The 13,095-nt window shown below is 62.5% G+C and carries 12 protein-coding genes; 4 read left to right on the top strand and 8 right to left on the bottom strand.

The features are described 5' to 3' along the window. The first annotated feature begins 39 nt into the window (after nucleotides 1–39). The 3 genes from BA190_RS26690 (at nucleotide 40) to der (ending at nucleotide 3,215) form a co-directional block, all read left to right on the top strand. Nucleotides 40–912 carry a DUF2167 domain-containing protein gene (locus tag BA190_RS26690; protein WP_068295107.1) on the top strand — a complete coding sequence of 291 codons (873 nt, stop codon included), beginning with the start codon at nucleotides 40–42 and terminating at the stop codon, nucleotides 910–912. 234 nt (nucleotides 913–1,146) lie between these two features. Next, complete coding sequence (locus BA190_RS26685) at nucleotides 1,147–1,806, top strand: tetratricopeptide repeat protein (protein ID WP_068295105.1); 660 nt, start codon at nucleotides 1,147–1,149, stop codon at nucleotides 1,804–1,806. Nucleotides 1,807–1,808: 2 nt separating this feature from the next. Continuing rightward, complete coding sequence (gene der, locus BA190_RS26680) at nucleotides 1,809–3,215, top strand: ribosome biogenesis GTPase Der (protein ID WP_068295099.1); 1,407 nt, start codon at nucleotides 1,809–1,811, stop codon at nucleotides 3,213–3,215. Between the two features lie 86 nt (nucleotides 3,216–3,301). Here der and BA190_RS26675 read toward each other — a convergent pair whose 3' ends face one another. The 4 genes from BA190_RS26675 to radA all read right to left on the bottom strand — a co-directional run bounded on the left by BA190_RS26675 (nucleotide 3,302) and on the right by radA (nucleotide 8,060). Next, complete coding sequence (locus tag BA190_RS26675; protein ID WP_068295096.1) at nucleotides 3,302–4,042, bottom strand: SDR family NAD(P)-dependent oxidoreductase; 741 nt, start codon at nucleotides 4,040–4,042, stop codon at nucleotides 3,302–3,304. A gap of 60 nt (nucleotides 4,043–4,102) precedes the next feature. After that, on the bottom strand, nucleotides 4,103–5,566 hold the full coding sequence (purF, locus tag BA190_RS26670) for an amidophosphoribosyltransferase (protein WP_068295094.1): 1,464 nt from the start codon (nucleotides 5,564–5,566) through the stop codon (nucleotides 4,103–4,105). 142 nt (nucleotides 5,567–5,708) lie between these two features. Further along, the gene (locus BA190_RS26665; protein ID WP_068295090.1) at nucleotides 5,709–6,353 is read right to left on the bottom strand and encodes a CvpA family protein; all 645 of its coding nucleotides are present in this window, start codon (nucleotides 6,351–6,353) and stop codon (nucleotides 5,709–5,711) included. 303 nt (nucleotides 6,354–6,656) lie between these two features. Further along, entirely contained in the window at nucleotides 6,657–8,060 is a 1,404-nt protein-coding gene (radA, locus tag BA190_RS26660; RefSeq protein WP_068295087.1) for a DNA repair protein RadA, read from the bottom strand. A gap of 192 nt (nucleotides 8,061–8,252) precedes the next feature. Between radA and BA190_RS26655 the strand changes: the two genes are divergently transcribed. Then, a complete protein-coding gene (locus BA190_RS26655) occupies nucleotides 8,253–8,567 on the top strand; it encodes a polyhydroxyalkanoic acid system family protein (protein ID WP_068295084.1) in 315 nt (104 codons plus the stop codon). A gap of 28 nt (nucleotides 8,568–8,595) precedes the next feature. On the opposite strand, the gene BA190_RS26650 is transcribed toward BA190_RS26655, so the two are convergent. The 4 genes from BA190_RS26650 to BA190_RS26635 form a co-directional block, all read right to left on the bottom strand. After that, nucleotides 8,596–9,600 carry a sterol desaturase family protein gene (locus BA190_RS26650; protein ID WP_068295081.1) on the bottom strand — a complete coding sequence of 335 codons (1,005 nt, stop codon included), beginning with the start codon at nucleotides 9,598–9,600 and terminating at the stop codon, nucleotides 8,596–8,598. 213 nt (nucleotides 9,601–9,813) lie between these two features. Further along, nucleotides 9,814–10,200 carry a VOC family protein gene (locus BA190_RS26645; RefSeq protein WP_068295078.1) on the bottom strand — a complete coding sequence of 129 codons (387 nt, stop codon included), beginning with the start codon at nucleotides 10,198–10,200 and terminating at the stop codon, nucleotides 9,814–9,816. A 56-nt stretch (nucleotides 10,201–10,256) separates the two neighbouring features. Then, nucleotides 10,257–11,363 carry an alanine racemase gene (alr, locus tag BA190_RS26640; RefSeq protein WP_068295405.1) on the bottom strand — a complete coding sequence of 369 codons (1,107 nt, stop codon included), beginning with the start codon at nucleotides 11,361–11,363 and terminating at the stop codon, nucleotides 10,257–10,259. A gap of 75 nt (nucleotides 11,364–11,438) precedes the next feature. Then, the gene (locus tag BA190_RS26635; protein WP_068295076.1) at nucleotides 11,439–12,944 is read right to left on the bottom strand and encodes a replicative DNA helicase; all 1,506 of its coding nucleotides are present in this window, start codon (nucleotides 12,942–12,944) and stop codon (nucleotides 11,439–11,441) included. Nucleotides 12,945–13,095: the final 151 nt, after the last annotated feature.

The raw sequence follows: 13,095 nt of genomic DNA, 5'->3' as shown, positions 1-13,095 counted from the left end.
TTGGCGCTATAGGGCATCATCGTCGAATGGAGACTGCCCATGTTCGCCAGGTATCTGCTTGCCATCGCGGCTATGGCTTTCCTGCTGCCCGGCCACGGGCTGGCGCAGGAGGCCGACGGAATCCGCAAGGCACAGGTCCTGCAACAGGCTGTCGAGGCGATGCAGAAGGTGCTGCTGCCAGGGCCCGCCATGGCTCCCCTGGACAATCGGGCAACGCTGAAGCTCCCGCAAGGCACCGGTTTCGTACGCCAGCCGGAAGCGGGGGCCTGGGCTTCCGCCTCGGACTATCCGAGCGATCCCAGTGTTCTCGGCATGCTGGTGCCGACCGGCGAGCAGAATTGGGTCGTCTTCATTCATTATCGCTCCGGTGTGCGCATCGACGATGCCGAGGCCCCCGGCTGGAACGCAGGTGATCTGCTGGCGCGCCTCAAGGCAAACACGGAGGAAGGCAATGCCGCCCGTGAAAAACGGGGCGAGCCCCGGCTCGAGGTTCGCGATTGGCTGGTCAGGCCCCATTACGACGAGGCGCAGCATACACTGATCTGGGGCGCAATCAGCCCCGAAAAGGGTGGGGAAGCCGATGAGGGCACGGCCAACATCCACGGCTATGCACTGGGCAACGAGGGCTATTTCGAGCTTACCCTGGTCTCGCCCGCCGCCGAGGTGTCGTCCTATGTGCCGATCGCCCAATCCTTCCTCGCGGGCCTGCAATTCACCGCCGGCAATCGTTATCAGGACGCGGTGAGGGGAAAGCTGGAAGTGCGACCAGTCACGAGCCTGATAACTCCCACCTCGCCCCGCCTTCGCGCCACGGCGCTGGCCTATCTCAAGGCGAACTGGCTGTGGCTATTGGCAGTGCTCCTGGTACTGGCCATTCTCGCCGGCAGCGCGTTGCGAGCCCTGCGGCGGTGAAAACCGCTGGAATACCGAGATTTAATCTCGGTTTGGGCGACCGGAAGCGCTGTTTGCTTGACGGCAAGGGGCCGCTCCTCTACGCCGAAAACACATCTCGCGCCAGCGCGAACCAAGGCGTCCTGCGGTTGGGTGGAAAAACCTCGAATCGCAAGGACGCGTCCAACCAAAGAGTCAGGGCAAAGGGCGTTCTTGCTACAGCGCGCCATGCTCTAGAGGATACGAGCCGGGTCTATGACCGATATCTTCCAGGAAGTCAGCGAGGACATGCGCCGTGAAAAGGCGCAGAAGCTCTGGGCGAAATATGGCAATTACGTTCTTGGCGCCGCTCTCGCCGTGGTCATCGGCGTGTCGGGTTACGTCGCCTATCAGCATTACCTGAAGCAGCAGGCTGAAGCCACCGGCGCGCGTTTCCAGGAGGCGATTTCGCTGGCCCAGAGCGGCAAGACCAAGGAGGCTGCGGCTGCCCTCGGTGCGCTGATGAAGGACGGCAGCGCCGGCTATCAGACCCTTGCCCGTTTCCGCCTGGCGGCAGAGACTGCCAACGACAAGGTCGAGGATGGCATCAAGGCCTATGAGGCGCTGGCTGCCGATTCCTCGCTCGGTCCTGTGCTGCAGAGCCTCGCCAAGGTGCGCGGCGGCTATCTCATGGTCGACACCGCGTCCTATGCGGATCTCGCCGGCAAGATCGAGCCCCTGACCGCGGCGGGGGAGCCCTGGCGTCATTCGGCGCGTGAGGTTCTCGGCCTTGCGGCGTGGAAAGCCAAGGATCTTGCCAATGCCTCCAAATGGTATCAGGCCGTGATCACCGACAAGGATGTACCGCCGGCGCTACGTCAGCGGGCCGAGCTGATGCTGCAGCTCATCGCCTCCGACCAGCCTGCCAAGGCCTGACCATGGCTGTTTCCATCGCCATCGTCGGCCGGCCCAATGTCGGCAAGTCGACCCTGTTCAATCGTCTGGTCGGTCGCAAGCTCGCCATCGTCGACGATCGCCCGGGCGTGACGCGTGACCGGCGCGAGGGCGACGCCAGGCTCGGCAGTCTCCATTTCAAGGTGATCGACACCGCCGGTCTCGAGGTTGCCGACGATGCCTCGCTCGCTGGGCGCATGCGTGCCCAGACGGAAGCCGCCATCGCCGAATGTGACCTGATCCTGTTCATGTTCGATGCCCGTGTCGGCGTCACCCCGGCGGACGAACATTTCGCGGAAGTGGCACGGCGGTCCGGCAAGCCCGTCATTGCGGTCGCCAACAAGACCGAGAGCCGCACCGGCTTCCAGGGCGCTTATGAAGCCTACGCGCTCGGGCTCGGCGATCCCGTGCCGATCTCGGCCGAGCATGGCGAGGGCATGGCGGATCTTGCCGAGGCGATCGTCGAAATCGCGCCGGCCACGGGCTATGAGCCCGAGGAGGAGGTCGCGGAGACCGATGCGCTCGTCAGCGGCGAGGAAGGCGAGGAAGAGGCGATCGATCTCGGTGCGGGCGTGGCCCGCCCGTTGCGCATCGCCATCATCGGCCGGCCGAATGCCGGCAAGTCGACCCTCGTCAACGCCCTGATCGGCCAGGACCGCATGCTGACCGGCCCCGAGGCCGGCATCACCCGCGACACCATTTCGGTGGACTGGACCTGGCGCGACAAGCGCATCAAGCTGTTCGATACCGCCGGCATGCGCAAGAAGGCCCGCATCGAGGACAAGCTCGAAAAGCTGTCCGTTTCGGATGGGCTGCGGGCGGTCCGTTTCGCGGAAGTGGTCGTGCTGCTGCTCGACAGCGCCACACCTTTCGAAAAGCAGGATCTGCAGATCGCCGATCTCGTGGAGCGCGAGGGCAGGGCGGTCGTCATCGGCCTCAACAAATGGGATCTGGTCGAGGATCGCCACAAGGCGCTCGCCAGCGCCCGCGAAATGTTCGAGCGCCTGCTGCCGCAATTGCGTGGCGCGCCGGTGGTCACTCTTTCCGGCTTGTCGGAACAGGGCCTCGACCGCTTGATGGAGGCCGCTTTCCGTGCCTTCACGACGTGGAACCGCCGTGTGCCGACGGCTCGCCTCAACCGCTGGCTCGGGGGCGTGCTCGAACATCATCCGCCGCCGGCCGTGTCGGGTCGCCGTATCAAGATCCGCTACATGACGCAGGTGAAGACCCGCCCGCCGCATTTCGCCATCTTCGGCAACCAGCTCGACGCTCTGCCCGACAGCTTCCAGCGCTATCTGGTCAACGGCCTGCGCGAGACCTTCGACATGCCCGGCGTGCCGATCCGGCTCAGCCTGCGTTCGCCGAAAAACCCCTTCGACCGAAAAAAATAATCCCGGGAGCGCGGACATCTTGTCCGCTTCTTCCCCGTATGCATAGCGGTTCCAAGAGCGGACAAGATGTCCGCGCTCCCAGGATATTATTCCGGCGCCCTGAAGCTGAGGAAGCGTTCCTGGCGCATCTCGTAGACCTGCCCGGTCTCGGTAAGATCCGGACTCGCGAGCTTGAGGATTGAGGGCGCAATGCTGGAGGGATGCGGCAGGGTGTCGGCGTCTTCACCCGGCATTGCGGCCGCGCGCATATGGGTGCGGACGGGGCCAGGCGAAAAGAGGTTGGCCCGGATCGGTGAATTCACCGTCTCGGCGGCATAGGTCGCCACCATGGAGTTGAGGGCCGCCTTCGTGGCCGCATAGAGCCCCCAATAGGCCGTCGACTTCCAGGCCGCACCCGACGTGATGAAGATGGCGCGTCCGGCATCGGATTTACGTAGCAGGGGATCGAAGGAGCGGATCAGGCGCCAATTGGCCGTGACGTTCACAGCAAACACATTGTCCCAATCCTTGGGCTCGATATGGCCGAGGGGGGAGATCGCGCCGAGTGCCCCGGCATTGCCGATCAGGATGTCGAGCTTGCCATAGCGTTCGAACAGCGTGTAGCCGAGCCGATCGATGCCATCGCCATCCTTGATGTCGAGAGGAACCAGGGTTGCAGCACCGCCCTTCTGGCGGATTTCATCGTCGAGATCCTCGAGCGCGCCGACGGTGCGGGCCACGGCGATGACATGCGCCCCCGCCTCGGCCAGGGCCACGGCCGTAGCACGGCCAATGCCGCGCGATGCGCCGGTGACGAGCGCCAGGCGGCCTTTGAGAAGATCGGACATCGGAAAACTCACAAGATGGATAGGGCTGCTGTGCCCACCCCGGACCGGGGTGGAGACGCGTCAGCTTGCTTCGGCGAGCAGGGAGAACTGCTGCTTGGCGCCTTCGCCGACCACATCGGTCAGGAAGGTCGGATAGTCGCCGGTGAAGCAATGATCGGTGAACTGCGGGCGGACAGAGTCACGCTGGTCGTAACCGCATGCCTTGTAGACGCCATCGACAGACAGGAAAGCCAGTGAGTCGGCACCCATATAGGCCCGCATGGCTTCCAGATCCATTCGCGCCGCCAGCAGGTTTTCCCTGTCGGGCGTATCGATGCCGTAATAGTCGGGATGGGTGATGGGCGGGCTGGAAATGCGGAAATGCACTTCCTTGGCCCCCGCATCGCGCATCATGCGCACGATCTTCACCGACGTGGTGCCGCGCACGATCGAATCGTCGATCAGCACGACACGCTTGCCTTCGATGACCGAACGATTGGCGCTGTGCTTCATGCGCACGCCCATTTCGCGGATGGCCTGGGTCGGCTGGATGAAGGTGCGTCCGACATAGTGGTTGCGGATGATGCCGAGTTCATAGGGCAGGCCCGCCGCCTGGGCATAGCCGATCGCCGCGGGAACGCCGGAATCCGGCACCGGCACCACCACATCCGCTTCGACGCTGGCTTCGGCGGCAAGCTGGGCGCCGAAGTTCTTGCGCACGGCATAGACGCTGCGGCCGTGAACGATGGAGTCCGGACGGGCGAAATAGATATATTCGAAGATGCAGGGCCGGGGAGGCACGCGCGGGAAGGGCTTCAGTGATTCTACGCCGTCCTTGGTGATGATGACGACCTCGCCATTCTCGATGTCGCGCACGAAGCGGGCACCGATGATATCGAGGGCGCAGGTCTCGGAAGCAAGAATGTAGCAGCCATCGAGTTCGCCCAGCACCAGGGGGCGAATGCCGAGCGGATCGCGGGCGCCGACCAGCATGTGGTTGGTCAGGCCGACAAAGGCATAGGCCCCCTCGATCTGGAACAGGGCATCGATGAAGCGATCGATGAACTTCTCGCGTGTCGAGCGCGCGACAAGATGCAAGATCACCTCGCTATCCGAGGTAGCTTGGAAGATCGAGCCGCGGGCGATCAGTTCACGGCGCAGCGTCAGTCCGTTGGTGAGATTGCCGTTGTGGGCTACGGCGAAACCGCCGCCCTCGAGCTCCGCGAACAAGGGCTGCACATTACGCAGGATGGTGCCGCCCGTCGTCGAATAGCGGGTGTGGCCGATGGCCTGGGAGCCGGGCAGGCGCTCGATGACCTCGCGTTTGGAGAAGGTGTCGCCGACCAGCCCGAGCCGCCGTTCCGAATTGTAGCGCACACCGTCGAAGGTGACGATGCCGCAGGCTTCCTGCCCGCGATGCTGCAAGGCATGGAGACCGAGGGTGGTGATCGCCGCTGCCTCGCTGTGTCCGAAGATGCCGAACACACCGCATTCCTCACGCAGGCGGTCGGCGTCGAGATCCAGATCGTCGTTGTCACGGGCCATGGCGCTCACTTGGATTTTTTCTCCAAAAAAGGGTGAGCGGCCCGAAACCAGGTTTCGCCGCTCCGTTCGACATTGAGATAATACCACCGATCGACTTTTCCAGCATACCTGCTGGGAAGTTTACTGTGGCAATGCAATCGCATCATTGTGCAGGCGCAGGCGCCGCCGGAGCTGGGGTTGCCGGCTGGGTCTGCGGAGCGGCGGGAGCGCCGGCGGCATCCGGATCCGGTTCCTGCGTATTGGTGTTGGTGTCGGCACCAGGCCCGATCACTTCATTGGCTCGCAATTGCTTGAGGATCACGTTTTCGGGATCGCTCGGCAACAGGGTAAGGATCCAGTCGCGCCCGGACACCAGAAGCTGGCGGGATTTGGCATCCTGCACCCAGGTCGGCTCCGACTTGGGCGGCACCAGATAGCTGAAGAAGATGAAGGCGACGATGGCGAGCAGAAGACCGCGGGCCGCACCGAACAGGAAACCGAAGGTCCGATCGATCGCCCCGATCCGGCTGTCCAGGATCATGTCCGAGATACGGATCGTGATGAAGGAGGCGATCAGGAGAACGAGCAGGAAGATGCCGGCACCTGTCGCGATACGAGCCAGCGTATCGTTCTTGATATAGGGCGTGACCAGCGGCAGCACCCGCGAGAACAGCAACAAGGTGGCTATTGCGGCAGCGGCCCAGGCGGCAATGGCCAGAACTTCGCGGGTGAAGCCTCGTACCATTGCGAGAAGGGCCGAAATCAGCATGACGCCGATGACGATCAGATCCAGCAGCGTTACGGGCATTGGCGGTCTATCCTGATTTGGAAGCAGTGTTTCCCGGTAAAGCCCACGAATGGGATTTACCGGGAAACACTGCAAATACCTGCATAGGCGACGCGACAGACAAGGCCGCGCGCCTTTCTATAACGACGGTTCGACACGGCGTCACCCATTTGCTGCAGCGCAATCGGCGGAAATGCCCGCTTCATGGCGAAACTTTAGTGGATTTCCGCCTTTGGCTTTCACAAGTCGATTCTCCGAGCGTGGCCCGGCAGGTCACGCTCGGAGAATCGACAAGGTTTCAAACATCCGCAAAATTCTCGCACCTCACCCGCCTGCGGGCGAGGTGCGAGAATTTTGCTTGGAGGCGGCAATATCCGCAACAAGTGTCGCAAGTGAGGCAACGCCGTTCACCCGCATGCCACTGTCCGAACCCGACTCGTTTCCGGGCACAGGACAGACGGCTCGATGGAAACCGAGCTTGGCCGCTTCCTTCAAACGGGGGCCCATATGCGCAACCGGACGGACGGATCCAGACAGCGAGACTTCACCGAAATACACGGCATCCGCGGGCAGGGGAGCGCCCGTCAAAGAGGAGATCAAAGCTGCCGCCACGGCAAGATCGGCCGCGGGCTCCTGGATGCGCAAGCCGCCGGCCACGTTGAGATAGACATCGTGCCCCCCCAGCTTGACGCCGCAATGGGCTTCTAGCACGGCCAACACCATGGACAGGCGGCTGGAATCCCATCCCACGACCGCACGCCGGGGCGTACCGAGGCTCGTCGGCGCTACCAGGGCCTGCATCTCGACCAGAAGCGGCCTCGTACCCTCCATGCCCCCGAACACGGCCGTGCCTGGTGATCCGAGGTCGCGTTCGGACAGGAACAAGGCGGAGGGATTGGTCACCTCGCGCAGGCCGAGCCCGGTCATTTCGAACACGCCGATCTCGTCGGTGGGACCGAAGCGGTTCTTCACGCCGCGCAGGATGCGGAAATCACGCCCGCCATCGCCTTCGAACGACAGCACGGCATCGACCATATGCTCGACGACGCGCGGGCCGGCGATCTGCCCGTCCTTGGTGACGTGGCCGACGAGAATGACGGTACTGCCGGACCGTTTGGCGTAGCGGATCAGGGCCTGCGCCGAACCGCGCACCTGCGTGACGGTACCAGGCGCCGATTCGACCGTGTCCGTCCACATGGTCTGGATCGAATCGATGACGACCAGGCGCGGCGGCGGGCCGTGCTCGAAGGTCGCCAGGATGTCCTCGACCGAGGTCTCGGAGGCCAGTTCCACCGGTGCACTGGCAAGCTCCAGCCGCTCCGCCCGCAGCCGCACCTGCGCCGCAGCTTCCTCGCCCGAAATATAGATGACCCGGGCGTTGCGGTTGGCAAGCGCCGCGCAGGCCTGGATCAGAAGGGTGGATTTGCCGATGCCGGGATCGCCTCCCAACAGGAGGACCGAGCCTCGCACGAAGCCTCCACCGGTGACCCTGTCGAGTTCCCCGATCCCCGAGACCAGGCGCGGCGCTTCGTCGGTCGATCCCGTCAGGCTTTCGAGCGCAAAGACGCGTCCCCGTCCTTTTGGACGCTGCGAGGCGGGAACGGCTGCGATGGCGCTGGTTTCCTCGGCAATCGAGTTCCACTCGCCGCAGGCATCGCATTTGCCCTGCCAGCGATTATAGGCGGCACCGCAATTCTGACAGATGAAGGAGGGGCTTCGTTTGGCCATGATGCCCTTCTAGCGGGCGGGTCGAGTCTGATCAAATCCGACAGACCGCCCCTGGCCTGCCGCCGCCCAGGCCTGCAAGTGCAATCCACAGGCCAAGAATTGAACCCACAGGCCAGGAACGACCTCCCCTTGCAGGCACGTCGAGCCACAACCTATATCTTGGCTACCACGCACCACACCCTGGAACAGCCCATGTCGCGCCCGCTGACCGTCACCATTCCTCACAGCCTTGGCCGTGCAGCTGCCCGCAAGCGCATCGAAGATGGCATTGCGCAACTGCGCGACAGCTATGCCGGGCAATTCACGGCGCTCGAGGAAACCTGGAACGGTGACAGGTTCGAGTGCCGCCTGAGCGTGTTCAAGCAGACCATTTCGGGTAGCGTCGATGTCGGCGACGACACGGTGACGGTGAGCATCCTGCTGCCGATCTTCCTGACCATGCTGGCAGACAAGGTGACCACGCTGATACAACAGCGCGGCCAGGTGTTGCTGGAACACAAGAGCTAAGGCCCAGCCGCATTCCCGAGCAGCAGCCTCACTCGCCGCCGGCCCGCTCCGGGCGCAGTATCACGCGCTTTGTCCGCGTGACGGCACGCCGCATGGCGACAGCGCATTTCACGATCGGGCCGAGAAAGCACCACCAGACCCTCTGATAGTCGCCGCGCTCGTCCTCCACCGTGCCGATGCCGTATTTCTGCACTTCATCCCGCGACGCCAGATAGGCCGTGCCGGCGATCCAGTCCCAGATCGACAATCTCGAACCCATATTCTTGTCCCAGTGCTTGCGGGCCACGCTGTGATGGACCTGATGCATGCGGGGACTGATGAAGATACGGTCCAGGATCCCGAAGCTGATGGAAAAATGCGTGTGCTGGAGCGTACCCAATGTCAGCAGCGAGAAGATCAGCGATGCGCTCGCCTGCATCGCCAGGAGCTCGACGATGGAAAGACCATAGAAGAATACGATCAAGGTAACCGGTATGACTCGGCATAGGCCGATGAATACGGCATCGAGAAGTACACCCACCGGATGCACGCGCGAGGCAGTAAGCGGCGTCAGGAAAGTGGCCGAGTGATGAATCTTATGGAATTCCCAAAGATAACGATTTTTGTGCTGGGTATAATGACTTATGAATTCTCCGAGATCGGAGAACATAAACATAATTATACATAATATGACAATCGTCACCGGCCCGGCTTGCAATTTCTGATCGAACTGGAACCAGGCACTCAGCGCCGCACCGGCCTTCTCAGCCAGGAACGTGGTCAGGATCGCTGCGAAAAGAGCCACCCATCGAAAAGAGAATTTGATGATGAAGTACAGGAGAACGTCGATTTTCGTCGAGTGGCTCAACCACCCCGAAGCAGGCATAAAAAAGCGAAGAAACCCTCGAATATTGCGACTTACATCCGTATCCGCCAGCAAGAACAAGAAAGCAAACACTCCACCCGATACGAACGTCGCCATCATCAATAATATATTGATGCGCGCCATCGCAAAATCTGTAATAGCAGCGATGACATCCGATGCAATCGGCATGAGATTACTTTCCGTAAGCTCTCAAATGAGGGGTTAAGAGCAGCGTGTTGCAAAATCTCGATTGTCAAAGACAGCGATGAAAGTCAACATCGCTGTCGAAAGCGGGAAGCCCGGGAACAATCTCGTAGAGAAACAAGCTCACTCGACGCGACACATGTGTGCAACGAAGATCGACGGCATCGACCTTCACCGGTCCGTCAAGGAAGAGCCCCGTCAGCCGGGCAGGTGGCAGACCGCCTCGATATTATGGCCATCCGGATCGAGCACGAAGGCTGCATAGTAGTTGGGATGGTAATGGGCCCGAATTCCAGGCGCGCCATTGGCGCGCGCGCCGGCCGCCAATGCGGCGGCATAAAAGGCGTCGACGGCCTCCTTGTTTTTCGCGGCAAAGGCAATGTGGAAGCTGCCTTCCCTGGTCTCGCCGTCGCCGATCCAGAACTGAGGCCGCCCGTTCTCGCCATAGCCGCAATGGGCCGTGCTGCCGGTCATCTCCCGCGTGACTTCCTTTTGCACCGAATAGCCGAGCGGCGCGAGAACCTGATCGTAGAAAGCGCGGGAACGCCGATAGTCACGAACCGGAAAACCGAAATGGTCGATCATTGCATTCTTCCCGAGCAACGCCTGTGGCGACCGACGGCAAGGGCAGGCGCTATCGCCTAGACCGCCAGGTGCCGATCATAGCGAGTCCCCAGGCTGGTGAGTATCTCATAGCCGATCGTACCGGCACGGCGTGCCACCTCATCGACCGGCAGATGCGGCCCGATCAGTTCAACCCAATCGCCCCGTTTCACCGTGTCTGCCGGCAGATCAGTCACGTCGATCGCCGTCATGTCCATCGAGATGCGTCCGGCGATCAGGCAGTATTTGCCTGCGACATACGCCAGCGCTGAGTCGAAATCGTCGGAGGAGGAGCCCGAACGCATGTAGCCGTCGGCATAGCCGATAGCCACCATCGCAATGCGGGCGGGCTGTCGACTCGTCCAGGTCGCGCCATAGCCGACATATTCGCCGGGAAGCACGTTGCGAACCTGCAGGACCTGAGCTGAAAGGGTGATGACCGGCCGCATTGGATTGGGTTGACCGGGCAGGGGGTTGGAGCCGTACAGCGCCACGCCCGGACGCAGCAGATCGTAGCCGATCTCTGCCGGCAGGAAGGTGCCGTAGGAATTGCAGAGCGAGGCGGGCACATCCGGATAGAGCGATCTGACGCCGGCAAAAGCCTCGAACTGCCTGGCATTGAGCGGATGTTCGGGCGTATCGGCGCAGGCGAGGTGGCTCATCAGCAGGGAAGGTCTGAAGAGCTCTCCCTCCGCGGCCAGGGCATGGGCTTCGTCGATGCGCAGCCCGAGCCGGGACATGCCGGTATCCACGTGCAAAGCGGCACCTCCCTGCCAGCCGGTGGCGGCAACGAAGGCGGACCATTCCCGCAACTCTTCGCGCGAGCCCAAGGCCGGCCTCAGGGCATTCGCGGCAAACCTGTCGCCATGGCCGGGCGCAAGGCCGCTCAGGACATAGATCGTGGCATCCGGAGCGAGCTTGCGCACGCGAATACCTTCGTCGATCTGGGCGACGAAGAAGGTAGCGCAGCCAGCCCGGCTAAGGGCGGGTACGACATTGTCGATGCCCAGGCCATAGCCATCGGCCTTCACCACGGCCGCGCATTCGGCCTTGGGCCGCTGCTGCCCGCAACGCCGCCAATTGGCGGCGAGGGCGTCGGTGTCGATGGTCAGGCGGGCATAAACAGGAGGCAGGGAATCGGTCATGCGCAGACCATAGAGCGGGTTGGAATCTGGCGGAAGGCGGGACCGCAAAGATCGCGCCTTCCAGATGGTCGACGCCTATTCGCCAGTCTGGATCGGCAGATGATCGGTGCGGGCAAGATTGCCGAAACGAGTGACATCGGCGTCGAACTGCACCTTGACGGTGCCGGTCGGACCGTGGCGCTGCTTGCCGATGATCACTTCGGCGACACCGGCCAGGCTTTCCATCTCGGCCTGCCATTTGAAGAACTCCTCGCTGCCTTCCTTCGGCATCTTGTTCTTCACGTAGTACTCCTCGCGGAACACGAACATCACCACGTCGGCGTCCTGCTCGATCGAGCCGGATTCACGCAGGTCGGAGAGCTGCGGGCGCTTGTCGTCACGCGATTCCACCTGGCGCGAGAGCTGGGACAAGCCGATGAGCGGCACGTTCAATTCCTTGGCCAGCGCCTTGAGACCCGTGGTGATCTCGGTGATTTCCTGCACACGGTTCTCGCTGCCCTTCTTGCCCGAGCCGGTGAGGAGCTGGATGTAGTCGACGATCAGGAGATCGAGGCCGCGCTGGCGTTTCAGGCGGCGCGAACGCGCCACGAGCTGGGCGATGGAGATGCCGCCGCTGTCGTCGATATAGAGCGGCGTCGTCTGCATGTCCTGGCTGGCGGTGACGAGACGGCTGAACTCGTCCTCGGAAAGGTCGCCGCGCCGGATCTTGTAGGAGGGCACGTTGGCCTGTTCGGCCACGACGCGGGTGGCGAGCTGCTCGGCCGACATTTCCAGCGAGAAGAAACCGACCGCGCCGCCATCGATGGTCTTGCGCGAGCCGTCGGGCTGGATCTCGAACTTGTAGTTCTTGGCGATGTTGTAGGCGATGTTGGTGGCGAGCGACGTCTTGCCCATGCCGGGACGCCCGGCGAGGACGATCAGGTCGGAGGGCTGCAGGCCGCCCATCATCCGGTCGAGATCGTCGAGGCCGGTGGCAAGACCCGACAATTGTCCATCGCGCTGATAGGCGGCGGAGGCCATGTCGATGGCATCCTTCAGCGCATCCGAGAAGGTCGAGAAACCGCCTTCGTTGCGTCCGGTCTCGGCCAAAGCGAACAACCGGCGCTCTGCCTCCTCGATCTGGTCGCCGGGGGTCATGTCGACGGGGGCGTCATAAGCGACGTTGACCAGTTCCTCACCGACCTGGATCAGGGAGCGCCGGAGAGCGAGGTCATAGATGATCTGGCCATAATCGGCCGCGTTGATGACTGTGGTCGCTTCAGTGGCGAGGCGGATGAGATATTGCTGCGTGGTGAGCCCGCCAATGTCCTGGTCCGGACCGAGAAAGGTCTTCAGCGTGATGGGCGTCGCCATCTTGCCGGCGCGCACGAGGCTCGAGGCGATCTCGAAGATCCTGCGATGGAAGGGGTCGAAGAAATGCTCGGGCAGCAGGAAGTCGGAAACCCGGTAGAATGCTTCGTTGTTGACCAGAATGGCGCCGAGCAGGGCCTGCTCGGCTTCGACATTGCTGGGGGCCTGCCGAAAGGTCACGGCTTGGCCGGTCTCGAGCTTGTGTACGGTGGCTTCGACAGGTGTGGACATCAGGCTCTTGGGATCGTGATTCGTCGGGCGGCAAGCTTAGCACGCTAACCGCTCCCCTTGGCCTTTGATCGGCAATTCACAGTGATTCACAACCGCGCAAAATAAAAGCCGGGCGACAAGCGCCCGGCTCTTGATCGTGTCGAAGGGCCGA

It is taken from the genome of Labrys sp. WJW (genome assembly GCF_001676615.1).
GTDB classification, from domain to species: domain Bacteria; phylum Pseudomonadota; class Alphaproteobacteria; order Rhizobiales; family Labraceae; genus Labrys; species Labrys sedimenti.
The sequence above is the reverse complement of the archived record's forward strand: the minus strand, read 5'-3'. Positions and strand labels throughout refer to the sequence as shown.

Excerpts from the sequence above, each read along its gene's own strand:
- purF (WP_068295094.1), bottom strand. The coding sequence starts at position 5,566 with ATGGCCCGTGACAACGACGATCTGGATCTCGACGCCGACCGCCTGCGT.
- BA190_RS26690 (WP_068295107.1), top strand. The coding sequence starts at position 40 with ATGTTCGCCAGGTATCTGCTTGCCATCGCGGCTATGGCTTTCCTGCTG.
- BA190_RS26650 (WP_068295081.1), bottom strand. The coding sequence starts at position 9,600 with ATGCCGATTGCATCGGATGTCATCGCTGCTATTACAGATTTTGCGATG.
- BA190_RS26635 (WP_068295076.1), bottom strand. The coding sequence starts at position 12,944 with ATGTCCACACCTGTCGAAGCCACCGTACACAAGCTCGAGACCGGCCAA.
- der (WP_068295099.1), top strand. The coding sequence starts at position 1,809 with ATGGCTGTTTCCATCGCCATCGTCGGCCGGCCCAATGTCGGCAAGTCG.
- BA190_RS26645 (WP_068295078.1), bottom strand. The coding sequence starts at position 10,200 with ATGATCGACCATTTCGGTTTTCCGGTTCGTGACTATCGGCGTTCCCGC.
- BA190_RS26665 (WP_068295090.1), bottom strand. The coding sequence starts at position 6,353 with ATGCCCGTAACGCTGCTGGATCTGATCGTCATCGGCGTCATGCTGATT.
- BA190_RS26655 (WP_068295084.1), top strand. The coding sequence starts at position 8,253 with ATGTCGCGCCCGCTGACCGTCACCATTCCTCACAGCCTTGGCCGTGCA.
- BA190_RS26685 (WP_068295105.1), top strand. The coding sequence starts at position 1,147 with ATGACCGATATCTTCCAGGAAGTCAGCGAGGACATGCGCCGTGAAAAG.
- BA190_RS26675 (WP_068295096.1), bottom strand. The coding sequence starts at position 4,042 with ATGTCCGATCTTCTCAAAGGCCGCCTGGCGCTCGTCACCGGCGCATCG.
- radA (WP_068295087.1), bottom strand. The coding sequence starts at position 8,060 with ATGGCCAAACGAAGCCCCTCCTTCATCTGTCAGAATTGCGGTGCCGCC.
- alr (WP_068295405.1), bottom strand. The coding sequence starts at position 11,363 with ATGACCGATTCCCTGCCTCCTGTTTATGCCCGCCTGACCATCGACACC.